Origin of the sequence: Alteromonas hispanica (assembly GCF_010500915.1) — a bacterium.
GTDB lineage: Bacteria > Pseudomonadota > Gammaproteobacteria > Enterobacterales > Alteromonadaceae > Alteromonas > Alteromonas hispanica.
The window spans coordinates 158,086-182,305 of sequence record NZ_JAAAWP010000006.1 but is presented as its reverse complement, the minus strand read 5'-3'; the positions used below and the strand labels follow the sequence as shown (position 1 = coordinate 182,305).

Genomic DNA, 24,220 nt, shown 5'->3' with positions numbered 1-24,220 from the left:
ACAAAGTACTAGGATCGCAAAGCCTATGCGTGTATACTGCGTGGCTGTTTTTTGTATTCCTCGCTCAACCTGATTTTCGGAGAAATAGATGGCTCGCGTAACTGTAGAAGATGCCGTAGATAAAATTGGTAACCGCTTTGACTTAGTGCTTGTTGCTGCACGTCGTGCTCGTCAATTAGCCACTGGTGGTAAAGATCCTATGGTTGACGTTCAAAACGACAAGCCAACCGTAACGGCTTTGCGTGAAATTGAAGAAGGTTTGGTTACAGCTGCATCTCTTGAACAAGATGAGCTTCACACGCAAGAACAGCAAGACAATGCTGAATTCGCGTCAGTAGCTAATATCCTATCTGATCAGTAACTCTCCCTTTTTAGGGGTTTTACAGGTGAATTAGCGCCAGTGCTTTGAAAAAAGCACTGGCGCTTTGCTTTTAGCGTATTGGATTAATGCGAAAATAAACGTATTCTTAAGGAAGTAGTGTAACTAGGGGCCGTTTGACGCTGTGTATTTGTTTGAAGGTTTAAAGCAGAAAGTTGTTGAGTACTTGCCCGCTGACTTGGTGCAGCTGGTTCAAGATGCCTTCGTTTTGGCGCAAGAAGCCCACGACGGACAAATGCGCTCAAGTGGCGATCCGTATATTACTCACCCAGTTGCAGTGGCCAGTATTCTTGCCGACATGCATTTAGACCATGAAACTCTCATGGCCGCATTACTTCACGATGTTATTGAAGATACCCACTACAGCCAAGAAGATTTAGCGAAAGCTTTTGGTAATACCGTTGCCGAGTTAGTAGAAGGCGTTAGCAAACTCGACAAAATTGCATTTAGCAGTAAGCAAGAAGCTCAGGCAGAAAACTTTCGAAAAATGATGATGGCCATGGTGCAAGACATCAGGGTTATTCTTATCAAGCTTGCCGATAGAACTCATAACATGCGAACCCTAGGCTCTCTTCGCCCAGATAAGCGCCGCCGTATCGCACTGGAAACGCTAGAAATATATTCGCCTATTGCCCATCGCTTGGGTATTCACGATATTAAAAATGAGCTTGAAGATTTAGGTTTTCAGGCCATGTACCCCATGCGCCATCGTGCGCTTAAATCGGCGGTGCGTCAGGCCCGTGGAAATCGAAAAGAAATTATCGAAAATATCCGAGAAGAGTTAAATACGCGCTTAGACGCCTATAACATCGAGTCGAAGGTGTTGGGTCGCGAGAAGCATTTGTACTCTATTTATCGGAAGATGAAAAACAAAGAGCTGATGTTTAGCGAAGTCATGGACGTTTACGCATTTCGTATTGTCGTAGACTCGGTAGATAATTGCTATCGCGCCTTTGGAGCCATGCACGGGCTTTATAAGCCTATTGAAAATCGCTTCAAAGATTACATTGCCATCCCTCGAACTAACGGTTATCAATCGCTGCATACCTCGCTTATTGGGCCACACGGTATTCCGGTAGAAATTCAAATTCGTACCCATGAAATGGACCAAATGGCAGACAAAGGTGTTGCTGCACATTGGCTGTACAAAGAGCCGGGCGATAATGGTACTACCGCGCAATTGCGTGCTCGCAAATGGACTCAAAGCTTGTTAGAGCTACAGCAGTCGGCCAGCTCTTCTTTTGAATTTATTGAATCGGTAAAAACAGACCTGTTTCCCGATGAAATTTACGTGTTTACTCCCGACGGCCGCATTATCGAATTGCCGATGGGTGCCACTGCGGTCGACTTTGCTTATGCTGTTCACTCAGATATTGGTAACACCTGTGTAGGGGTGCGTGTTGAGCGTCGTAACTTTAGCCTAAGTAAACCTCTTGAAAATGGTCAGACGGTAGAAATTATTACCTCTCCAAGAGCAAAACCAAACGCCAACTGGCTTAATTTTGTGGTAAGTGCCAGAGCGCGAACCCGTATTCGCCAATATCTGCGTAAGCAGCATTCTCAAGAAGCTGTAAATATGGGCAATAGGCTGTTACGACATGCGTTAGGCAGCGTAAAGTTAGACGAGATACCCCATGAAGATATTGAGCGTGTGGTGGCAGAAACCAAGCACAATGATTTTGACGAACTGCTAATAGACATTGGTTTAGGAAACGAGCTGAGTGCCATAGTAGCAAGGCGATTGTTGGGCGAGAGTACAACCGATCTATCGAATAAAAAAGGCAACGTGGCCATTCGTGGTACCGAAGGCTTATTAGTAAATTATTCGCGCTGCTGCCATCCTATCCCCGATGATGAAATTGTAGCGGTATTAAGCCCCGGTCGAGGCATGACCATCCACCAAACGGGCTGTAACAATATTCGCAAGCTTAGCAAAGAAGAACCTCAGCGTGTGTTACCCATGCAGTGGGATGACGAACCTCAGGGCGAATTCAAAGCATCACTGCGTATCGAGCTGTTTAATCACCAGGGTACACTGGCAACATTAACGAACACCATTTCTGGGTGCGATTCCAATATCATTGGTCTGCAAACCGAAGAAAAAGAGAGTAACATCTACTTTATTGACCTAGAGCTTACCACGCATAATCGCGTGCACCTGGCCCGCGTGATGAAGAAAATACGCACTATGCCAGAGGTTCAAAAAGTGTCTCGTCATAGTCAATCTCGACACTAATTTTATAAAACATTAGGAATATTTATGTCTAAGTCTATTATTCAGACCGATAAGGCACCTGCTGCTATTGGTACATACAGCCAAGCTGCAAAAGCGGGTACTACGGTATATCTTTCAGGGCAAATTCCACTGGTTCCTGAAACCATGGAAATGGTGTCTGAAGAATTTGAGGCGCAAGCGGTACAGGTTTTTGAAAACGTTAAAGCGGTATGTGAAGCCGCCGGTGGCAGTACCAATGACTTAGTTAAGGTGAATATCTTCCTTATCGACCTAGGTCACTTTGCGTTGGTAAACGAAATTATGGCTCGTTACTTCAATAAGCCTTATCCAGCCCGCGCTGCTGTACAGGTTTCTGCGTTGCCAAAAGGTGCGCAAATTGAAATAGACGGCGTTATGGAATTACCGGAGTAAACTATGTCGCCTGAGCGTTACCAGCGCATACGATCCGTGCTGGAAAAAAGGCAAACCGATCTTACCGTTTGCCTTGAAAACGTGCACAAGCCGCATAATGTATCGGCCATAGTGCGTACCTGCGATGCCGTAGGTATTCATCAAGTGCATACGGTGTGGGAAAAGAAATACCAAATACGTCGCGGTACGGCGATGGGCAGCCAAGACTGGGTGCGCCAAACAAATCACGACAATATTAGCGATGCCATGCATATGCTCAAAGCCCAAAATATGCAGGTGCTGGTAACACACCTGTCTGACACTGCCGTAGATTTTCGCGACGTAGATTACACCAAGCCGACTGCGATTTTGTTCGGTCAAGAAAAGTACGGGGCCACCGACGAAGCCATTGCTATGGCCGATCAGGATATTGTTATTCCTATGATGGGCATGGTGCAGTCGCTAAACGTATCGGTTGCTGCAGCCCTTGTGCTTTACGAAGCTCAGCGTCAGCGCACCATAGCCGGTATGTATGAACGCCAACAGTTGCCGGAAGAAGAGTGCCATGCGTTAGCGTTTAAAAATGGATACCCTAGATTGTATAAGCTCTGTATGCGAAAGGGCCTGCCTATGCCGCGTATTAACGACATAGGTGAAGTAGATGCCGACGAAAGCTGGTGGCGCGAAATGCAAATTACCAAAGCCGAAGCTGAGGCGTTAGAAGCAAGCTAAACTCTGATTTATGCAAATGGCCAGTTGTTCAAAACTGGCCCAAAGCGTACTCGCCAACTCAGTGACAATCCTTTACACTTCATTTATTGTTTTTTTACGCTAATCAACCGTTTGACTTGAGGATAAGGCTGCATGCAAGCACTCGCCACCACACCTATTACTGCCCTTAAAGGGGTTGGCGCAAAGGTGGCAGAAAAGCTCAATAAAATTGGCTTGTTTACCCTTCAAGATATCCTCTTTCACTTGCCGCTTCGCTACGAAGACCGAACCAGAATATATAGCGTGGCTGAATGTCGTCCTTTTACCCATGTAAGCGTGCAGGGCGAGGTGATGAACGCCGATATTCAGTACGGCAAAAAACGTATGCTGGTGGTAAAAATAAGCGATGGTACAGGCACCATTACGCTGCGTTTTTTTCACTTTGGTGCCGTGCAGCGCACTATGATGACACCGGGTAATATTGTGCGCTGCTTTGGTGAAGTGCGCACGGGCAAGTGGGGCATTGAAATGATGCACCCCGAATTCAAAGTGGTCGACGAAGATGCTCCGCCCTCAGAAGAATCCTTAACTCCGGTATACCCTACAACCGAGGGTATTAAACAACTTACCTTGCGTAACTTAACCGAACAAGCGCTAGCCCTATTAGACAAAGGTGCGCTAACAGATTTGCTGCCAGAGGGTATTTACGACAATCAAGTGTCGCTCAACGAGGCACTGCATACCGTGCATCGGCCGCCGCCAGATGCTGATGTTCATGAAATTGAAGAGGGGCTTCATCCGGCTCAATATCGTCTTATTCTTGAAGAGCTACTATCACACCACCTCAGCGTACTAAAAGTGCGTAAACAGTCTGACGCTCAGCCTGGAATAGCGATAGAGGTTGATTCTACGCTAATAGAAAAAATGCTGGCTCAGCTTCCTTTTTCGCCTACCGGTGCACAGCAACGAGTAGTAAAGGATATTCAGCAAGATATGCAAAAAGCCAGACCCATGATGCGACTGGTACAAGGGGACGTAGGCTCTGGTAAAACGCTGGTTGCCGCCTTAGCAGCGCTGTCGGCTATTGGCGCAGGCTATCAAGTGGCGTTAATGGCACCTACTGAATTATTAGCAGAACAGCACGCCAATAACTTTAGAGAATGGCTAGCGCCTTTGGGTATAGAAGTTGGGTGGTTGGCCGGAAAGCTTAAAGGTAAAGCACGCAGCGAGGTACTGGCAAGGCTTGAGGCAGGAGATGTTCAAATGCTTGTGGGTACTCACGCTATTTTTCAAGAAAGCGTGAATTACCAACAGTTAGCCTTAGTTATTGTTGATGAACAACACCGTTTTGGAGTGCACCAGCGATTAGCCCTGCGCGATAAAGGTGAACAGCAAGGGCGATATCCGCACCAGCTTATTATGACAGCCACACCAATCCCGCGAACCTTGGCTATGACGGCGTATGCCGATTTAGATACGTCAATTATTGACGAACTTCCGCCTGGGCGTACCCCAGTTACCACAGTGGTACTGCCTGACACACGCCGTGGCGATGTTATAGAGCGTGTGCGCCAAGCGTGCAAAGACAACGACCGGCAAGCTTATTGGGTGTGCACGTTAATTGACGAATCTGAGGTTCTGGAATGTCAGGCTGCAGAAGACGCAGCGGTAACGCTACGAACGGCGCTTCCAGACTTACAAGTTGGACTGGTGCACGGGCGCTTAAAGCCCGCCGAAAAAGCACAGGTGATGGCCGACTTTAAAGACGGAAAGCTAGACTTGCTGGTAGCCACTACCGTTATTGAGGTAGGTGTAGACGTACCTAATGCAAGTATTATGATCATTGAAAACCCCGAACGACTTGGTCTTGCTCAATTACATCAGTTGCGTGGGCGGGTAGGCCGAGGCGCTGTAGAAAGTCAGTGCGTGCTTATGTATCAAAGTCCGCTTTCAAAAACTGCGACTCAACGTTTAGGTGTGTTAAGAGAGAGCAGCGATGGTTTTTACATTGCTCAAAAAGATTTAGAAATACGTGGGCCGGGTGAGTTTATGGGAACGCGCCAAACCGGTTTAGCAGAGCTTAAAATAGCTGATCTGGTGCGCGATGCCGCCCTTATTCCCAAAGTTCAAGATATTGCCTATACCATGTGGGACAAATATCCCTCTCACGCGCAGGCTATTATTAATCGATGGATTGGACACAAGGAGCAATACGGTAATGCCTGATAACTCGCCCTCTTCTTCGACACCATCGTCTATTCCGTTAGTTTTAGCTACCCCTAAAGATAGCAAATTCTACGAAAGTGACTGCTTACTTACTAAATGTTTAGTGGAAAAGTGGCACCACGCCTTACATGCGCAAGAGGAAAAGCCAGAGTCAGGCTTATATCTACACATTCACAATAATGTGTTGGGTTTGGCAGATGCAAGTGAGAAAAAAGTACTGCCGGTAGAGGTCGATTTTGCTTCTCCCGCAAGCCTGTATCGCAAACAGCACGGCGGTGGGCGCAAAGAGCCTATTGTAAAAGCCATTGGTTTGAAAGGTAATGACAGCTGGCATGTGATAGATGCCACACCGGGGCTTGGCCGTGATGCATTTGTACTGGCTAGCGTTGGCTGTAAAGTTACTATGATAGAGCGTTCGCCTATTGTTGCTGCATTATTAGAAGACGGCATAAGAAGACTGAAAGTAGATTATCCAGATTTAGCAGACCTATTATCACTTCAACATGGAAATAGTGCCGATGTAATGCAATACTTTGAAGGTGAGAGCGTAAACGCCATTTATCTAGATCCTATGTTCCCACACAAAAAGAAATCGGCGCTGGTAAAAAAGGAAATGCGGTTGTTTCAACAACTGTTGGGACACGACCCAGACGCAGATGCGCTTTTATCGCCTGCACGGAAGTTAGCTACCCATCGCGTGGTGGTAAAACGCCCAAACAGTGCTGAGGTGTTAGCCGGAGAAAACCCGACTATGGCGATAGAAAGCAAAAAACACAGATTTGATGTATATCTATGTAATAACAACTAGGAGAGTAGCATGATACGAGTTGGTAGTACCTTGCCCGAGGTAGACTTTAGTTTGTTGGTAGACGGTGAAATTACTAACCCCGGCACTAACGAGCTTTTCGCAGAGAAGCGGGTGGTAATGTTTGCTGTGCCAGGAGCTTTTACACCAACCTGTTCACACTCTCACTTACCCGGTTATGTTGCCCTTGCCGATAAATTTAAGGCGAAGGGTATTGATAGCATTATTTGTTTGTCGGTAAACGATGCGTTTGTGATGGATGCATGGGGCAAAGCGAGTAATGCTGAAGAAATTATAATGTTGGCAGACGGCAATGCATTCTTCACACGACAAATAGGCATGGATATGAACACCAGCAACTTTGGTGGCGTACGCTCGCTTCGCTATTCTATTTATGTAGAAGATGGCGAAGTGAAAAAGCTGAACGTTGAAGATCCGGGCCGCTTCGATGTGAGTGATGCTCAAACCATGCTAGACAGTTTGTAGCAGCCACATGGTGTAAACCTCACGCATATAAAACGCCCGCAAACAATGCGGGCTTTTTTTGGCCGCATACAAATCTACTTTGCTCGACCTAGCATATAAGCTTGGGCAGATTATTATGTCCAATAGTTTATTTCCTCAACCCCCTGCGCTCTTGCATAACCTGTAGGTATACGACCAATGGGCGAGATGAGTTGCCTTTACTTAGTTAATGATAATAAGTATCATTTGCGCAGATGCCAACGTGAAAGAACAATGTTTTAGGAACCAATATGACAACAACATTGAAAAAAATAAGTACCCTTTTGACTGCGTCGTTTTTGTCGCTATCAATGGTATCCACCAGTGCGCTAGCCAACGGCGAAATTGGCGATCACGTAAATAATCTTCACGCACATATTGGTGAATATACTGAAGAAGTTCATTGGTTGGAAAGCAAGTTTGGCTCAGTTGTTGATGCCTATGCAAGCAAAGACAAAAATCTTAAAACCGATGCCCTTATGGAATACTGGGAAGAGGTCGATTTTCACTCTGCAATTGAAACGCAATACGTGCCTATTTATGCGTCAATTTGGCAGGGAATTTACGGCGTAAAAGTTGCCATTGATGAAAGCAAACCTATTGATGTTGTTCGAGAAGAGCAAGAGAAACTGAATCACGCCTTGTGGCAAGCATTAGGCGCGGTTAAACTTGCATCCCAATATCAACAGCGAGGACTGGTTGATCAAGTTCGCACTACTGAAGTAGAGCCAACTACCGGGCCGGCTGTTATCGACGATATAAAAACGCGCTTAGATCGCGTTGTTGCCAAATATGCCGAGCAGCTTAACGAAGTAGCGACCACTTTGGTTCACGACACTTACCTCCAACGCTTTGAAGGTGTAGAAGGTGATTTAATTGCCAAAGACGCCGACTTGGTTGAAGCACTAGAAAAAGACTTCAACGTGACTTTGCCACAAGCTATTTCCAGCAATAAAAGCGTTGATAGCGTAAGAGACGTGGTAGAAGCCATGCAGGTTAAGCTTAATAAAGCACGTGCACTGCTGGTAGAAGCAGAAAAAGGTCGTAAAGACGTATTTTAAGGAACCTTAATGCAACGAAGAACATTCTTACAAGGCCTAGCTGCTGCCGGAGTATTGGGCAGCGTACCCTTTAGTCTAGCGCATGCAGTCTCTGCCGCTGGCAGTGTTTCTGTTGAAACTTTGCCAAAGCTAGAAGGCGACCTGACCTTATATTTAGGTCGTGGTGAGGGCGGCTTGTATGAAAATGTACTCGATGCCATTAAAAAGAGAAATCCAAAACTCAATCTTAAAGTTCGTCGCGGCGGTTCCGCGGCACTTGCCAATACCATTGTGGCTGAAACCAAGGCGGGTGTTAAACGCGCCGACCTTTTTTGGGCAGTCGACACTGGCTCAATTGGTATGGTGACAGATTCAGGCGCCGCTAAGCCACTTCCATCTACCGTTACCAGCCAATTAAAAGACGGCTTTCAATACCCAAGTTGGTCGCCGGTAACGGGTAGAGTGCGAACGCTTCCTTACAACACAGAACGCGTAAAGCCAGAGCAAATTCCAGACAGCATTATGGCATTAGCCGATAGCGATTTAAAAATTGGGTGGGCGCCTGCCTACTCATCGTTTCAATCGTTTGTTACTGCAATGCGTATACTGGAAGGCGAAAACGCTACGCGCAGTTGGCTTAAAGGTATTAATAAAAATGCTAAAAAGTACGCTGGCGAACTTGGTGTGGTAATGGGCGTGGAACGCGGTGAAGTAGATGTCGGCTTCGCCAATCACTATTACACATTACGCTTAAAATCGGGCAAGCCAGACGCTAACGTTGCATTGGCTTACACCAATAACGACGCCGGCTGTTTGGTGAATGCATCGGGTATTGTGGCGTTAAGCGAGGGCGACTTGCCTGTTAACTTTATCCGTTACTTGCTTACCCATGAGGTGCAAAGCTACTTGGCTCGCGAAGCCTATGAAATTCCGCTTGTGCAAGATGTTGCAGCGCCGGAGGGCTTGGCAAGTTTAAGTTCGCTTTCTCCGCCAGAGTTAGATCTTCGTAAATTAGCAGACTTACGTCCAACCCTTAACATGATGAGGGATGTCGGCGTACTGTGACAAATTGGCCAAAGTCGTATCCACTGGCATTAATTATCGCGCTAATGGCTTTATTGCCCGTTGGCGTTTTGTTTTCTTTAGCACAAGATAGTGCCCAACTTTTTGATACGCATAATTTAAGAGTGCTAGGAAACACGGTGGCCCTAATGGTGCTTACCATCATTGGCTCTGTGTTGATTGGTGTGCCGTTAGCCATATTCACCGCGTACGTACATCTTCCCTTTAAACGTTTTTGGCTAATTGTTCTTGCTGCTCCCCTGGCCCTACCCAGCTATATTGGGGCATTTGCTATGTATTTCTCATTTGGCCGAGGCGGCGAGATAGAAAACGTACTTGGCATAAGTACTCCACCCATAAGCGGGTTATGGGGTTCTGCATTAGTCATGAGCCTCTACACTTACCCCTTTGTGATGATGACAACTCGCTCAAGCCTACTCAGTTTAGATGCCAGCCTTGTGAACGCCGCTAGAACCCTTGGATTGTCATTAGGTGAAAGCTTGTGGCGCGTAGTGCTGCCCCGGGTAGTTAACAGCATTGGTGCAGGTGCATTGCTTGCGGCCCTTTACGCATTGTCCGACTTTGGTACTCCCGCCATTATGGGGCTAGATACTTTTACCCGCGTTATTTTTGTTGAATACAACGCGTTTGGTTTAAGTCAGGCCGCTATGCTGAGTTTGCAATTAATGGTGATAGTGGGGCTCATTCTGTTTATAGAAAGCCGTATAAGCGGCGCGACCGAGCGACCTGGCCGTCATCTTTCTTTGTTCCCGCCACGCTGGCAGTGCAACCTTATGCTACTAAGCGCTATGCCCATTGTGCTGATGGCGATTGTATTACCCCTTGCTATTTTCACCTTATGGTTGGTTCGCGAAGGAACCGGAGGGTTTGAATTCAGCTATGCGTGGAACTCTGCTCACGCTTCTTTCTTAGCTGCGCTGGTAGCCGTTCTCTTGGCAATTCCGGTGGCACACGCGGCTATTGCCGGCAAAGCCGGGCGGCTTATGGAGCGCATTACCTATTTTGGCTTTGGTGTACCTGGCATCGTTATGGGTACCGCTCTGGTTTATGTAGGCCTTCAGCTTCCTGCGCTATATCAAACTTTAGGGCTATTAGTTATGGCTTACGTACTGCGCTTTTTGCCATTGGCAGTAGGCAGTGTAAGAACTACCGCTGAAAATATCGATTCAGGTTTAGTCAAAGCGGCAAGAGTACTTGGCGCAACGCCTAAAGAAGCCTTTATGCGAATTACGCTACCTTTAACCCTTCGTGGTATGATAGCAGGCGCTGCATTGGTGTTCTTAGAAGCCATGCGAGAGTTACCTGCCACCCTTATGCTTGGCCCAACAGGGTTTGAGACCTTGGCTACCTACATGTGGCGAGTTTACGAGGCAGGTTATTTTGGTCGCGCCGCAGTGCCAGGGTTGTTACTAGTGCTATTGTCAGGTGTTGGTTTAGTGCTAATGCTGTCGGGTGAGCGAAAAGCCCAATTTACTGTTACCGAGGATGAACGTTCGTAATGCTAAGTGTAAGTAATTTGTCAGTGAATTATGGGGCTACCCGAGTAGTCGACAAGTTAAATTTAGAACTTGGTCAAGACGAGATTCTCATGTTGGTGGGGCCTACAGGCTGTGGAAAAACCACCATATTACAAGCATTAGCAGGGCTAATTCCTGTTTCAGAGGGCGAAGTACGCTTAGGTAATTGGGTAAGTACTCCTGCGAAGCATGTTCCGCCAGAAAAGCGCAACGTGGGAATGGTGTTTCAAGATTTTGCTTTGTTTCCGCATCTAACTGTGCAGCAAAATGTGTGTTTCCGTTTAAAAGACACGTCCCTTGCCGATCATTGGCTAACACTGTTGGGGTTGGATAACTTTCGCAATGTAAAGCCTGCCAGTTTGTCTGGCGGTCAAAAGCAGCGGGTGGCATTAGCCCGTACACTTGCTCATGAGCCAGCGTTTGTTCTACTAGATGAGCCGCTGTCTAACCTAGATGCAGCGCTGAAAGATAGCTTGCGCTGGGAAATTCGAGATGCCCTTAAAAAAGCCGATGTCCCCGCTATTTGGGTTACTCACGATCAAGAAGAAGCTCTCAGTGTGGGCGACAGAATAGGTATACTGAATAAAGGCGTATTAGAGCAGTTAGACACGCCGGAAGTGTGTTATTCAACGCCGAACAGTCGTTTTGTGGCCCGCTTTATGGGCGAAGCTAGCTTTCTGAAGGCTCAATTCGACAATAGCGAAAACAATGTAGATAACACCGTTATTACGGATATCGGCAATGTTCCTGGAACACCGCTCCAAAATGCTCATGGCGACGTAGATTTATTGGTAAGACCCGATGACTTAAGTTTAGATGCAAGTCATGCCTCGCCAAACGGTACCGTAGACTGGGTACGCTATGAGGGTGAAAGTCGCTTGTATGCAGTTATGCTCGATAACGGAAGTCAGCTGAAAGTGAGAGTAAGCCACGAAAATGCCATAAAGCCTGGTGAGCGAGCCCATATGAGCTTGATTACCACCCATCCATTAGCTGTATTTCCACGGTAGTGAAATGCTCTTTTGATGGCTAAGCCTACAAATTGCCTTCAGATTGTAAGTAGCTGCAAAACTCAACAGATAAGGTTGGCGCGCTTTATTTTTGCGGGCTCTTACTGTTTTGAATGAACTGTTTTATATTGTCCTCCGGCATTGGTTTGGCAAAATAGTAGCCTTGAGCAATATAGCATCCTAAAGAAACCAACATGTCAGCTTGTTCTTTCGTTTCTACACCTTCTGCAACCACCTTGCAATCGAAGGATTTCGCCAAAGTCACAGCCGCTGAAACTATAGCTCTATGTCCGCGATTCGTATCTACATCATCAATAAAGGCTTTGTCTATTTTAATAGTATTAGCATTGAGGCTATCTAGATAAGCCAACGAACTCATACCCGTACCAAAGTCATCTATGGCAACTTCTACCCCAAGCTTTTTAACTTCGTTAAGTGCCGATTGAATATGAACTATATTTAGACACGTTTCGTTTTCTGTAAGCTCAATTTCTAGTACATCGGCGGGTAAATTGTATTCGTTGAGCAACTGCGAAATGTAGTTTGGCAACTGTGGGTCGAGTAAGTTGTAAGGCGATAAGTTAATTGCAATAGGCACATTAAGCTGCTCCTGCTTCCACGCTTTTGCATGCTCAAGTGCGCTTTGAATTATATAACGTCCAAAGGCCTGCACTTTTCCGCTGTGTTCAATCAGATCGATAAACGCAAACGGTGTAAGCAGACCAAGTTCAGGGTGTTGCCAACGACATAGCCCCTCAACGCCTAAAACGCTTCCGGTTCGCATATCTATCTTAGGCTGAAAATGTAATATGATCTGACGGCTGTCCATTGCGTTATTCAATGCGCCTCGAAGCATCATATCTCGTTCGTTATTTAGCGCACTTTGAACGTCATATAGTTCCCAGCCACTGCGCTGTTTTTTCGCTTTATACATCGCAGTATCTGCATATGATATGAGCGTTTCTACGTTACGGGTGTGCGATGGATAATGCGAAAAGCCTATACTTGCGCCAATGCTCAATTCAAGACCGTTGAAAGGTAAGCTGGTGTCGCACACGGCCACAATACGCTTGGCGAGCTCTTTCCCTTTATCAATGGTGTAATTTGGCGCCCAAACGACGAATTCATCACCTGCAACGCGGATGAGTGTGCAAGTTGGGTCTAGCGAAGCCAGTATACGCTTAGATACGGCGTTAAGCAGTTGGTCGCCTGTACTGTGCCCAAAGGCATCATTAACGTCTTTAAATTTATCTAAGTCGATAACCAGAAGGCAGCTTTCACTTTTGACTGGTTTGTTGCGTTCTTTGACATCGAAAGCAGTTAGTATCTCTTTCAGATATAAAATATTAGGAAGTTCGGTTAACGTATCGTGGGTGGCTAGCTTCTTTAACGTACCGTTAATCTCGTCCGCGCGCTTTGCGATAATAGATGATAGTGTTAGGGCCAGCCATACTGCTATCCAAAATACTATAAAGGTAGTAATGATAAGCCTTTTAGCCATAAGCCGGCGCGCATCATCAAGAATAACTGTTTCTTTAATAAAGGTGGCGGAGAAGCGTTCGGTACGTACTTGATACCACAGGTAGCGTGTTTCATTGAGTGAAATTATGCGTTCTGAGTTTTCAGATTCCGCTAAGTTGCCATCAATATTGTTTAAAAGTGTAGTACTTTCGAGCTTACTAATTTGATGAGAAAAATTTCTTTCTTTTTCCTTGTATTGAACCCTAATAACCGACGCGATATCTTTTTCTTCAAGCAATGCGCCAATGCTTTGTAAGTAACTAGGCGCCAGTGTCTCGTTGGTCTGCACCTCTTTTTCTAAGAAAGCGAGTGCAACCCTCATGCTATTCAACTCCGCTTTAATCGCCATATCTGACGTTAGCCGATACGAAACGGTGACATAGATTGCGGAAATAAGCACAGACACAGTTAAACACGCCAAGATAAGCCTTGAACGCATGGTTGTATCACGGGGAAGTTTTGAAAGTAGTTCCAAATTTACAGCTCGACGATGACGTTAATCTGATTTAGTGCTTATACCGGCTAGTTGATAAACAGGGCACCAGCCAAACACTAAAGAGATAAGATTTAATAATCCAAAAATACCAAGCAATATTTCAATGAAGACATCTTCGATGAGGTTGCCATTGAACAGTGCAAATCCGGTAACCGCAACGCCTATGACACCACGTATAAATCGATCTATTTGGCTAAGATTAGATGTTATTGCCACGCTTTGAACCTATCACTAGTGTAATATCTAGAGCTTAGCGCTCTTTTGATAAAGAAAGAAGTAAACTTTAGACGCTTTTCTGTGTAAGCCTTTCTATTAAATTCTTCATGGAATTAGCACAGACATTGTACGTGTCCCGATATAACGTATAATTCGCCGCCGATGTGGGAGTGTATTTGCTGTTGTTTTAACCCCCCGCTTTTAAGTGAAAACCTAGGGTGTATAAGTGTGATTAAGCGCGACGTTATTGTTATTGGTGCAGGAGCTGCAGGTCTTTTTTGTGCTGCGCAAGCGGGAGCAAGAGGGCGTAGCGTAGAAGTACTTGATCACGCCAAAAAGGTAGGGCGCAAAATCCTAATGTCTGGTGGTGGGCGCTGCAATTTCACCAATATGTACGCAGGCCCAGAGAACTTCCTTTCGCAAAACCCCCATTTTTGTAAGTCTGCCCTGAGTCGATATACCCAGTGGGATTTCATTAGCTTAGTTGCCGAGCACGGCATTGCTTATCACGAGAAAACCCTTGGCCAATTGTTTTGTGACGACAGTGCAAAAGACATTGTAAATTTATTGCTTAAAGAATGCGAAAAGGCGCAGGTGACCGTCACCACTCGCTGTGACATTCTTTCTGTAGAAAAAAGTGAAAGTGGGTATTCACTCACTACCAGTAATGGTGATTACCAGTGCGAATCCTTGGTAATTGCTACCGGCGGGTTAAGTATGCCCAAATTAGGCGCTACGCCTTTCGGTTACAAAATTGCTGAGCAGTTTGGCTTAAATGTGTTGCCAACCCGAGCCGCACTGGTGCCATTCACCTTGCATGACAAAGACAAAGAAACACTGGCGGATTTGAGCGGTGTTGCAGTAGATGTTTATGCAAGCTGTAACGACACTACCTTTAAAGAAGCTATGCTGTTTACCCACCGAGGGCTGAGTGGCCCTTCTATGCTACAAATATCCAGCTATTGGGAAGCAGGGGATACGTTAAGTATTAACACTACTCCCGATAACGACCCTCACGAGCTATTAAATAACGCGAGGGCACAAACTCCTGATGCGTTGCTCGCTACCTGCTTAAATAAAATTTTCCCTAAACGTGTTTCGCAAAGTTTTATCGAGTTAAACGAATGGCGCAACGTGCCTGTGAAGCAACTCTCTCACGGGGAATGCGAGAGTATCGCAAACACGTTAGAAAACTGGCATATCAAGCCAAACGGCACAGAGGGTTATCGCACAGCTGAGGTCACTATTGGCGGCGTGAATACCAATGAACTGTCGTCAAAAACCATGATGGCCAACAACGTGGAAGGGCTCTATTTTATTGGTGAAGTAGTGGATGTCACCGGCTGGCTAGGGGGCTACAATTTTCAATGGGCGTGGAGCAGTGGCTGGGCAGCCGGGCAGGTGGTGTAAGCTATTTCTCCCGCCGATGCTACAGCAATCCATGACAAATTAGATATGTACATTAAAGGCTAGTATCTACCATAGATTCTACCTATACTGGTTGAGTGTATTTTGTACAGCAAAAGGACTCGCATGTCGTTTATCACTGAGTTAAAGCGCCGCAACGTGGTAAAAGTAGCCAGCGTGTATATGGTAACGGCATGGCTTATTTTACAAGTTATTGCTGTGGTCTCTCCTTACTTAAAGCTGCCCACTGCTTTTGGAACCGGTGTTACCGTTGTACTTATCATAGGTTTGCCCGTAGCCTGCATTTTTGCATGGGCCTTCGAGCTTACCCCCGAAGGCGTAAAGCCGACCCGCAAAGTTCCCGATGAAGTTTCAATTGCACACGAAACCGGACAAAAAATAAATCGCCTTTTAGTAACGCTTATTGTGCTTTTGATTGCTTATGTTGCTGTAGATAAAATATGGCTTTCAACATCGCCTGCCACAGCAAAGCCAGCTTCGGTCTCGTCTGCTGCTGAAAATCAAAGTGTATCGGCCAACGAAAACGAGCCCGCTGCATCAAGCGAACTTCTGGCGCAAAACGTTGAAGCGGACTCGCAGGCAGAAGAAGTCAAAGTTTTAGCAGTATTGCCTTTCTTAAATCTGAGTACCGAAGACGACCAAGACATCTTTGTTGATGGGTTAACAGAAGAATTACTTAATACGCTAGTGCGTATTCGCGAGCTAAAAGTGCTGGGGCGTACGTCTAGCTTTGCTTATAAGGGCGTAAACAAAGACCTGAAGATTATTGCCAATGAGCTTGACGCAGATTATCTCATTGAGGGTAGCGTGCGAAAAAGCGGCAACAATTTGCGCATAACTGTGCAACTTATTGAGGCCGAAACTGGCAGCCACTTATTTTCCGATAATTTTGACCGTACCCTCAAAGATATTTTTACGCTGCAAGAAGAAGTGAGTGATCAGGTTGCAGCCGCACTTAAACTCAATCTTATTCATAAAGACGACCGCTATTCAGCTGCATTAGATAAACTAAGTTATATCGAGGTGGAGCAATTGGTGAAAGCAAGAGCATTGGCCAACCGCCGAACTAGCGAGGGCATAAAGCAAGCAATTAATATATTAGAAGAATTGCTTCAAAAATATCCGGATGCGCCGGCAATACTGGGGCTGGGTGCGTATGTTGCCATGATGGAGGTTTCTTTTACAGAAAATGCTAGTACGAGCGAGGAGGACAGAACTGCAATGGCAGAGCGTACGTTAGAGCTCGACCCACTTAACCGAGATGCTCTGTTCACTTTAGCTGTTACATATGATGATTATGAATATTTAGTTACTAAAGCACAGCAATTATACCGCAAGGCAATTCGCGCTTACCCTTACGATTCTTATTTTATAAAGGGTTATATACTCACATTGATATCATCGTTTACGCCATGCGAACAGATAAATGAGAATGTCAGCAATTTAGATATAAGTGGCGCAGAAAAAACGCTTCAAAATCAAATTCGGTACTTAATATTAAAGTGCTTGGAGCCGGGTAAAGCGAAAAAATTCTTTGCGACGGCTGCTACCGAAGATGTTGACTTTTTTACAATACCACTGGATTTCGAAGCGAGTTTTAAAAAATATAAGGTGCTTTATGAGCAAAATCCGAATCAGCGACATATTTTCTCTTATATTACTAGTTTATCATTTTTAGAGGATCACTCGACCGCTCAATCACTGATGAGCAGTATTGATATGAATAGTAAAGGGTTCTGGTCGACTAATACCTATCTTGATACCTATTTTACGCCCAATCAACTGCCGGCAATCAAGTTTGAGGAGCTTTGGGAGCGAATGCAAATAAAGGATCATTTTGAGCTCGGTAGCATATATGCCTCGATACTTTTTGACCGGGCACAAAAAGAGGAAAAATTATCTGAATTGCGAAAGCGATTTTACGAACTGATTCCACCAGAAAATACTTTGCCGCAAATACATAGTGTGGTTGGTTATGCTCTTATATTAAAAAAGTTGGGTGAAAATCAAGAAGCGACTGCAAGAGCTCATAAGGCTTTAAATGTACTGCGGAAATATAAAAAGCAGTACCCCGAATCTAATCAATTCTACGTACTCGAATGGTGGGAATTAGAATTACTCATTATTGCAAAGGAGTATGAGCAAGCCTCGGCTTTGTTAGAAAGCTATTCATATAGACCAGATCTTGTTTGGTTTAATATCCCCGCACTGCGTTATGCTTATAAAGATGAACTCGGTCATCCCTTCTTCAAAGAATTCTTTTCTCAAGTTGAGCTAGCAAAACAAAAAATGCGCGAGAAGCTGGGTGTGAAGTTATAAGCCTGTTCTTAAGCTGCCATTACCGCACCGCAGTTACTTAACAGCTTAAAATCTGCGGCTATAATTGCACAGCTTTAAACTCACAGCGATAAAACTACTCAGAGACAAACTCATCTTTTTCCTTCGAAGAAGGCAGTAAAATAATGATAAAGATAAGTCCCGCTGTGATGATTAAAAAGTACTTCTCAAGTGAACGGTAGGTATTCATCGATTCAGCAGCTTTTTTGCTGATTGCTAACTTGTTCTTGCCTTCGGCGAGCTGAATATCAGACAGTTTATCTAAATCGCTATTTAATGCCTTAAGGTCAAGTAGCAGTGTTGCGATGGCTGCGGAGTCAGCTGGCTGGTCTTCAGAGAATGGGATATCTTTTTCTAACGCTACAAGCTCATTAAAGCTGGTTTCAAAATGATTTAGCGTGAAGGCTTCAAAGTCTGTTAAATAGGTTTTCTTGAACGCGTTAATAATGGCGAAAGCTTGTTTGTTGATTTTTGCGTTTTGGTTGGCAAAGAACTCATAGTTTTGAGAGGCAAGTGCAACTTCTTTTTCGTGCAGGAACCCAGCAAGCTCGTAAATCATGCCGTTAACCACAAGGCGATCTTCGTAAATCTCCTCGATAGAGTCTTTCACATTGTTAAAGCTATTTAAGTTGGTCTCGCCCATTGCATACACCAACGCAAGCGATGTAAGAAAAACAACGGTACATAGCCCTTTACTTGCCCAGCTCATAATTTCTCCTTTCACGAAAATACAGCGCGAATAGCTATCTAGATTTTTAGCGAGCTGTTACTTAACTGTTTATTTTTCGTTAAATCATAAACGCCAGAGCAAAGCGATGCAACCTTACTATTGACTGCAACTATGGCCTTAAAAGTTGGCAAACAGCGGCACTTAAGCCGCTGACCAAGAAGAGGTGGTTTAACTTGGTACTACAGTGATGGGTTGGTATCCCTCAGCTTCTAGTTCCTCGTTAATACAGTCTAGTAGATACTCATTTAGCGACTTATTGTCTGTGCCTTCATCTTCTGCAAGCTCCATACAATAGGCTTTTAACTCTAAAACTAATTCTTTATCAGCTACAGGTCGTTCTTGAGCTATGGCTAATGTAGATAAGAATAGACTTGCTAATAATGTTAAATACTTCATGTAGTCTCCTAGTAATCGTTCAATTTAGCTTTCAAAGTTTAGGAGTAATAGAGATAAATACGAGCAAAATAATATGACCGTTAAGGACAAATTATTTCATTTAAATACTGCTTCCCATCCATTGATATAGCATCAAAAAAGTCTATATTCCGCGCAATCAACTCAATGTCGCATGTAGTGTGTGACATGTACCTATTTGGAATTAAAAATGATAACAACGTTAATTGTTGTCGATTCACTATCTGATGCTCATCAACTGCACTTTCAAAACTGCGAAGTGGTTGATTTTGAGCAATATCTTTCGCAATTCCCCAAGCGTGGGGAAGGCAAAATGCGCGTTATTAATTTGTGCGCAACCGACCGCTATTTAAGTAAGGGCTATTACTGTTCATTGTTAGCCGAAGCGCGCACGCACAAAGTACTGCCAAGCGTGAATACCATTAATAATTTGATTATTGAAAGTGAAGAACAGTCGCTTCAAATGAAAACCGGTACGCTACCAAAATCGTTGAGCGATGAAGCCATTGATGACAGTAGCTGTGATGTATTTTTTGGAACAACTAAAAAAGCGTCAATGAGCGCAATCGCAAAGTTTGCCTTCGAACGTTTTCCAGCGCCCTTTTTGCGTGTTTCGATAAGTAAACAATCGAGCGCTACGGTAATGACGGTAGCATTCGGCGATTGGTGTACGGCGAACGCTGAGGATAAATCGGCATTAGCTGATGCGCTTCAACACTACGTAGAAAAAACCTGGCTTCGTGGAAGTAAGCAAAAGCAAGCCCGCTGGGATATGGCGATTTTATGTAATGAAAATGAAGCGACACCGCCTAGCGACGCTAAAGCAATTAAGCATTTTATTAAAGCGGCAAAGCTCGTTGGTATTAACGCTGAAGTAGTCAATGCGGCCCAAGCTGCAGCTAACATTACTCATTATGATGCGCTATTTATTCGTGAAACTACCGCCATTAACCACCCAACTTATCATATTGCTCGTAAGGCAGAGCAGGAAGGGTTAGTGGTGATAGACGACGCGACCAGCATTTTAAAATGTTGTAATAAGGTGTATTTGCACGATGCGTTTAGCTATCACAAGGTGCCCTCGCCACGCAGTCACTTTGTGTCTGACAACACGACATCAACGTGCCAAATGCTAGCCGATGAATTTGGCTTTCCGATGGTACTGAAATTGCCAGAAAGCTCATTTTCAATGGGCGTATTTAAAGTAAAGGATAATGATGAGCTGAAAGATAAGCTTGAAACCATGCTTAACGAATCTGCACTGGTGTTAGTTCAAGAATATATCTTTACCGAATTTGATTGGCGCATTGGCGTATTAAATGGCCGACCTATTTACGCATGTCGGTATCACATGGCGCGGGGGCATTGGCAAATATATAACCATGATGCAAAAACCAATACGTCGGGTGGTTTTGAAACTCTGCCAACCTTTGAGGTGCCAAAGGCCGTGTTAGATGCGGCAATTAAAGCCTGCTCAATGATAGGTAAAAGCCTGTATGGCGTTGATATTAAGCAGGCCAACGGCAAAGTATACGTGATAGAAGTAAACGACAACCCTAGTATTGAGGCAAAAGTGGAAGACCTATACTTAGGTAAAGAGCTTTATATGATCATTATGCAGGAGTTTGTTAATAGGTTAGAAGCCCGTGGGCGTTAGTAACAAATGGGAGCCTGTGGTGACTAACGCTGCCGTAAATTTGCGCTTGGCAGAAATTAACGACCTTGATGCGCTAGAGCGAATTGAGCTTAGCTGCTTTGATAGCGATAGGCTTTCACGCAGGCGCATGCGCTACTGGATAAAAGCTGAACACGGTATATTGCTAGTTGCTGAAACCGAGAGTGAGGTTTTAGGTTATGGCCTGGTTATTTTGCGCAGAGGCAGCCGTTCTGCTCGCTTGTATTCACTGGCGGTGCTTGCAAAGGCTAGGGGGCAAAACATTGCTCCAGCGCTGCTGATTAAGCTAGAAGAAATGGTGTTAAGTGCAGAAAAGTTGTTTATTCGCCTAGAGGTTGCTGAAGATAACCTTGCAGCCATTCGTATGTATAAAAAGTTGGGATACCGTAAATTTGGTATTTATCGCCAATACTATGCCACAGGTGTAGATGCTCTTCGTTTTCAAAAGCCTGTATTACACCCGAATATGGCGAATGCTATGAAGCATTATCCGTGGTACAAACAGACCACGGCGTTTACCTGCGGCCCAAGTGCGTTGATGATGGCTATGAAGCATGTGCGAGGCGGTACTCCGCTCGATCAAACCACTGAAATTGATATTTGGCGTCAAGCTACTACTGTTTTTATGACGTCAGGACACGGCGGTTGTCATCCGTTAGGTCTTGCTTTAGCTGGCCATCAGCGCGGGTTCGCTGTTGAAGTATACTCCACGCAGATAAACGATCTGTTCTTGGATGGCGTGCGCAGCGAGCATAAAAAATCGATTATGCGTATTGTAGAGAAAGACTTTATTGAGCGGGCGACGAATGCCCAAATACCGATATATCAAAGAGAAATTGAGCTCAGCGAAATTGAGACGGCGTTGAACAAGGGCTATGGCGTTATTTGCCTTATAAGTACTTACCAGTTCCATGGAATTAAGGCGCCCCATTGGGTGGTGATAACCCATGCCGATGACCGCTGTTTGTACTTGCATGATCCTGATGGCAGTGAAGGGTTTTATGACGAATCTGGAAATCGGTTAGACCGGTCCTCTCACGCCAATATTGATGAGCGCGAAGATGCCGATTTAGACTATCAGCATCTTCCTATCTTAAAACAAGATTTTGGTTCGCTGTCAGTATTTGGCAAAACCAAATTGAGAACGTGCTTGCTTGTTAAACCTAATGAATAGCCGATGAGGGTTGTGGAACACTGGGAGTTGGTGTGTTGTCACCGCTTAAGTCAACCTTTGCTGCGTCTTCAGCCAGCGCCGTCATGGCGTCAATAATGTCGAGGAAGTGGGTTAGCTGTGCAGGCGATAAGCCTTTAGACAGGTGTTCGATTTTATTAATTAGCTGTTTGGTAGGTAAGCGCATAGTCAAATTCTCGTCGTTTAAGCGTTTTTTGCGTTCTATGACCACAGACTTACAATATGCTTGCCAAGTTTTTGTTTTAAGACATTGAGTCTCGTATTTGCGTGAGTGTCATTCCTGTTAAGCGCTTAATAAAACGCCGCAGGTTGGTGGTGTCGCTTACTGAAAAGGCTTCGGCGAGTTCTTGTGTATTCGCTCTACAAGTTTGCAGCATCATTAGGGCGTGCTGCTTTTGAATGTCATCGCTAAGCTGTTTGAAACTCATATTGTGCTCCGCTAAGCGACGCTTAAATGTGGCTAAACTCATAGCGAGAGAGTCGGCTATTTGTGCAGCGGTTATATCTGGCTGTTTAAGCAACATATCTTGTACATGTTCGGAGAGAGCAAACATGGGCTGCTTTTTCAACGGGGCCATACCCGTTGTAATCCAATCGTTGTCAGCCATTAAAAAGTCTGTATCCCATGCCTCTTGAGGCATTCTTATCAGGGTAATGGCTTGATCGAACCGAAGGCGCGTGCCTAAGAACTCTTCATAGTCATAAATGTTGCGAGGTCGAGACCAAGCGAAATCGATGTTTACTGGAAACCGCTTTCCTGTTCCTTGTCGAAGGATAGATACAATCCATGCAAACGCTATTTCAACTAAAAAAGGCCATTGTTCAGTTACTCCAAAGGTATTTTGCGGGACAACGTATACAGAATCGTCGTGAATATAGCTTCGCCAATGGACAAGAGGCATGCACCCCCATCGCAGTTGGGGAAGCAACGAAAAGCAATGTTCCATACTGCTACATCGTAACACCAGCGATAATGGACCTACCATATGACTTGAAGTTAGCATGCGACCTATCTGCAAGCCTGCGTCACGATTTTTTATGCTTTTATGTGCTCGCATGCTGAGTTGAGAAAGCTGCCTTGCACTCATGGAAGAGCCGTTTGCAACATCTTCGAGAAAAAGGCCCGTGCCTCGTAATAGAGATGCGCTTGAAATACCCTGAGAAACTCCAACATCAATCATAGCCTGCGCCAATGGCCATGCCGTAAGCCGCTTATCGTAAGCGCCAAGCAAAGTAGGTCTTGAAGCGAAAGTACTACTCTTAGGCGGCATGGGTATGTTGGTCATCTAAGAGTCGATTGAGTCTGTGTATTAGTGGTTGAATTTGCTTCAAATTACCTATGTGCTCTGACGCATATCGGGCACTTAAGCAAATAGGCGAATTACTCTGTTGAGGATAAAAAGCATAGTGTTGAATGCTTATGATGAGTTGAGAAATACAGTTTGTTGTCGCAGTCTCGGAATCTTGCAGTAGCAGTATGGCAAACCTATCACCTGCAAACCTGCAAACTAAAGCATTTTCAGGTAATGACAGGGATAGCATAGACGCAAGCCCGCGCAGATAGCGATTCCCCTCGACGTGCCCGTAATGACAATTGAACTGGCTAAAATCATTAATATCTAGCAATACCAAGGTTTTAAACTTGCAGGACGTGTGGGTGATGGCTCGCTCCATTCTTTCCATCCAGTGCTCGCCACTGTAAAGTTGGGTTATTGGGTCTAGATCTTTAGTATTACGGACGAACCCCTCTCGAGTTTTCCATTGTGAATTAAGCGCTAGTTGCTCTTTGTGCCACTGCCATACTGCAAACGTAGTCATTACCATGCCGATAGAAGCGGGAATCGATTCCATCATCGAAATCCAATTTGATGAGGCAGAATAGTCCATAAACTCATCCATTAAATCCAGTAGAGACGAAAACAATATGAGGTTAAGGCCTATCACCAAAAGGTGAGTTAACTTGCCCGCTGGGCGGCTGATTAACAGCGCTAGTATCCAGAGTAAGAGCACCAAGCTTACACTTCCTTCTCCTAACACATCTAGCCATTCAATGTTTGAAGGTTCTGCATTGCCGGCTACAACGCACATAAAAAATGCAAGTAGAGGCAAAATGACTGACATCAGAAACAAACCTTGATGTCGAGTAAAATGTGAAAGCATGATGACTACCTAGTGGTGAAGAAAACTATTGTGTGTTGTTTACCGCAAACCGCAATTAATGCGTAGCGTTATTTTGGCTCACAAATATGACACTTTAACGAAATATTACCGCGTTACACCCTTCTAAATTGTCTTTTTTCTTTTTAAAAC

General features: G+C 44.9%; 22 protein-coding genes. 15 read left to right on the top strand and 7 right to left on the bottom strand.

The features are described from left to right. Window positions 1-88 precede the first annotated feature (88 nt). From rpoZ to GTW09_RS11155, 11 genes are all read left to right on the top strand, one after another. Window positions 89-361: a DNA-directed RNA polymerase subunit omega gene (rpoZ, locus tag GTW09_RS11205; protein WP_071978247.1), complete on the top strand. Its 273-nt coding sequence runs from the start codon at window positions 89-91 to the stop codon at window positions 359-361. Window positions 362-503: 142 nt separating this feature from the next. Further along, window positions 504-2,615, top strand: a complete 2,112-nt coding sequence (gene spoT / locus GTW09_RS11200) for a bifunctional GTP diphosphokinase/guanosine-3',5'-bis pyrophosphate 3'-pyrophosphohydrolase (RefSeq protein WP_071978248.1) — start codon at window positions 504-506, stop codon at window positions 2,613-2,615. A 24-nt stretch (window positions 2,616-2,639) separates the two neighbouring features. Beyond that, window positions 2,640-3,026 (top strand): RidA family protein, encoded by a 387-nt coding sequence (locus GTW09_RS11195; RefSeq protein WP_071978249.1) that lies wholly within the window; start codon window positions 2,640-2,642, stop codon window positions 3,024-3,026. A gap of 3 nt (window positions 3,027-3,029) precedes the next feature. Further along, window positions 3,030-3,737 carry a tRNA (guanosine(18)-2'-O)-methyltransferase TrmH gene (gene trmH, locus GTW09_RS11190; protein WP_163111958.1) on the top strand — a complete coding sequence of 236 codons (708 nt, stop codon included), beginning with the start codon at window positions 3,030-3,032 and terminating at the stop codon, window positions 3,735-3,737. A 132-nt stretch (window positions 3,738-3,869) separates the two neighbouring features. Further along, the gene (recG, locus tag GTW09_RS11185) at window positions 3,870-5,942 is read left to right on the top strand and encodes an ATP-dependent DNA helicase RecG (protein ID WP_163111957.1); all 2,073 of its coding nucleotides are present in this window, start codon (window positions 3,870-3,872) and stop codon (window positions 5,940-5,942) included. Further along, window positions 5,935-6,750 (top strand): class I SAM-dependent methyltransferase, encoded by an 816-nt coding sequence (locus GTW09_RS11180; protein ID WP_163111956.1) that lies wholly within the window; start codon window positions 5,935-5,937, stop codon window positions 6,748-6,750. Before recG ends, GTW09_RS11180 begins: the two co-directional genes overlap by 8 nt. A gap of 9 nt (window positions 6,751-6,759) precedes the next feature. Then, a complete protein-coding gene (locus tag GTW09_RS11175) occupies window positions 6,760-7,233 on the top strand; it encodes a peroxiredoxin (protein WP_071978253.1) in 474 nt (157 codons plus the stop codon). Between the two features lie 269 nt (window positions 7,234-7,502). Next, window positions 7,503-8,312, top strand: coding sequence for a hypothetical protein (locus GTW09_RS11170; protein ID WP_163111955.1), 810 nt, complete (start codon window positions 7,503-7,505; stop codon window positions 8,310-8,312). A gap of 9 nt (window positions 8,313-8,321) precedes the next feature. Further along, a complete protein-coding gene (locus GTW09_RS11165; protein WP_071978255.1) occupies window positions 8,322-9,356 on the top strand; it encodes an extracellular solute-binding protein in 1,035 nt (344 codons plus the stop codon). After that, window positions 9,353-10,873: an ABC transporter permease subunit gene (locus tag GTW09_RS11160; protein ID WP_163111954.1), complete on the top strand. Its 1,521-nt coding sequence runs from the start codon at window positions 9,353-9,355 to the stop codon at window positions 10,871-10,873. Before GTW09_RS11165 ends, GTW09_RS11160 begins: the two co-directional genes overlap by 4 nt. Next, entirely contained in the window at window positions 10,873-11,901 is a 1,029-nt protein-coding gene (locus GTW09_RS11155) for an ABC transporter ATP-binding protein (protein WP_163111953.1), read from the top strand. The genes GTW09_RS11160 and GTW09_RS11155 overlap by 1 nt, the downstream gene beginning before the upstream one ends. An 85-nt stretch (window positions 11,902-11,986) precedes the next feature. Here GTW09_RS11155 and GTW09_RS11150 read toward each other — a convergent pair whose 3' ends face one another. After that, on the bottom strand, window positions 11,987-13,897 hold the full coding sequence (locus GTW09_RS11150) for a putative bifunctional diguanylate cyclase/phosphodiesterase (RefSeq protein ID WP_163111952.1): 1,911 nt from the start codon (window positions 13,895-13,897) through the stop codon (window positions 11,987-11,989). Between the two features lie 21 nt (window positions 13,898-13,918). Beyond that, the gene (locus tag GTW09_RS11145; RefSeq protein ID WP_163111951.1) at window positions 13,919-14,134 is read right to left on the bottom strand and encodes a YgaP family membrane protein; all 216 of its coding nucleotides are present in this window, start codon (window positions 14,132-14,134) and stop codon (window positions 13,919-13,921) included. Window positions 14,135-14,362: 228 nt separating this feature from the next. On the opposite strand from GTW09_RS11145, the gene GTW09_RS11140 reads away from it, so the two are divergent. Together GTW09_RS11140 and GTW09_RS11135 are read left to right on the top strand one after the other, a co-directional pair. Further along, window positions 14,363-15,544 (top strand): aminoacetone oxidase family FAD-binding enzyme, encoded by a 1,182-nt coding sequence (locus GTW09_RS11140; RefSeq protein ID WP_163111950.1) that lies wholly within the window; start codon window positions 14,363-14,365, stop codon window positions 15,542-15,544. A 423-nt stretch (window positions 15,545-15,967) separates the two neighbouring features. Further along, window positions 15,968-17,881: a tetratricopeptide repeat protein gene (locus GTW09_RS11135; RefSeq protein ID WP_163111949.1), complete on the top strand. Its 1,914-nt coding sequence runs from the start codon at window positions 15,968-15,970 to the stop codon at window positions 17,879-17,881. 94 nt (window positions 17,882-17,975) lie between these two features. Here the strand turns inward: GTW09_RS11135 and GTW09_RS11130 are convergent, their stop codons facing one another. Together GTW09_RS11130 and GTW09_RS11125 are read right to left on the bottom strand one after the other, a co-directional pair. Then, complete coding sequence (locus tag GTW09_RS11130) at window positions 17,976-18,608, bottom strand: MCP four helix bundle domain-containing protein (protein ID WP_163111948.1); 633 nt, start codon at window positions 18,606-18,608, stop codon at window positions 17,976-17,978. Between the two features lie 189 nt (window positions 18,609-18,797). Beyond that, window positions 18,798-19,025, bottom strand: coding sequence for a hypothetical protein (locus GTW09_RS11125; protein ID WP_163111947.1), 228 nt, complete (start codon window positions 19,023-19,025; stop codon window positions 18,798-18,800). Between the two features lie 208 nt (window positions 19,026-19,233). Here GTW09_RS11125 and GTW09_RS11120 point away from each other — a divergent pair, with 208 nt between their 5' ends. Next, entirely contained in the window at window positions 19,234-20,700 is a 1,467-nt protein-coding gene (locus GTW09_RS11120; protein ID WP_163111946.1) for a RimK family protein, read from the top strand. 19 nt (window positions 20,701-20,719) lie between these two features. Further along, the gene (locus GTW09_RS11115) at window positions 20,720-21,892 is read left to right on the top strand and encodes a GNAT family N-acetyltransferase/peptidase C39 family protein (protein ID WP_338024948.1); all 1,173 of its coding nucleotides are present in this window, start codon (window positions 20,720-20,722) and stop codon (window positions 21,890-21,892) included. On the opposite strand, the gene GTW09_RS11110 is transcribed toward GTW09_RS11115, so the two are convergent. The 3 genes from GTW09_RS11110 to GTW09_RS11100 form a co-directional block, all read right to left on the bottom strand. After that, window positions 21,882-22,076: a hypothetical protein gene (locus GTW09_RS11110; RefSeq protein WP_163111944.1), complete on the bottom strand. Its 195-nt coding sequence runs from the start codon at window positions 22,074-22,076 to the stop codon at window positions 21,882-21,884. The genes GTW09_RS11115 and GTW09_RS11110 overlap by 11 nt on opposite strands. Window positions 22,077-22,152: 76 nt before the next feature. Continuing rightward, window positions 22,153-23,196 (bottom strand): AraC family transcriptional regulator ligand-binding domain-containing protein, encoded by a 1,044-nt coding sequence (locus GTW09_RS11105; RefSeq protein ID WP_163111943.1) that lies wholly within the window; start codon window positions 23,194-23,196, stop codon window positions 22,153-22,155. After that, window positions 23,171-24,070, bottom strand: coding sequence for a GGDEF domain-containing protein (locus GTW09_RS11100; RefSeq protein ID WP_163111942.1), 900 nt, complete (start codon window positions 24,068-24,070; stop codon window positions 23,171-23,173). The genes GTW09_RS11105 and GTW09_RS11100 overlap by 26 nt, the downstream gene beginning before the upstream one ends. Between the last annotated feature and the right edge of the window lie 150 nt (window positions 24,071-24,220).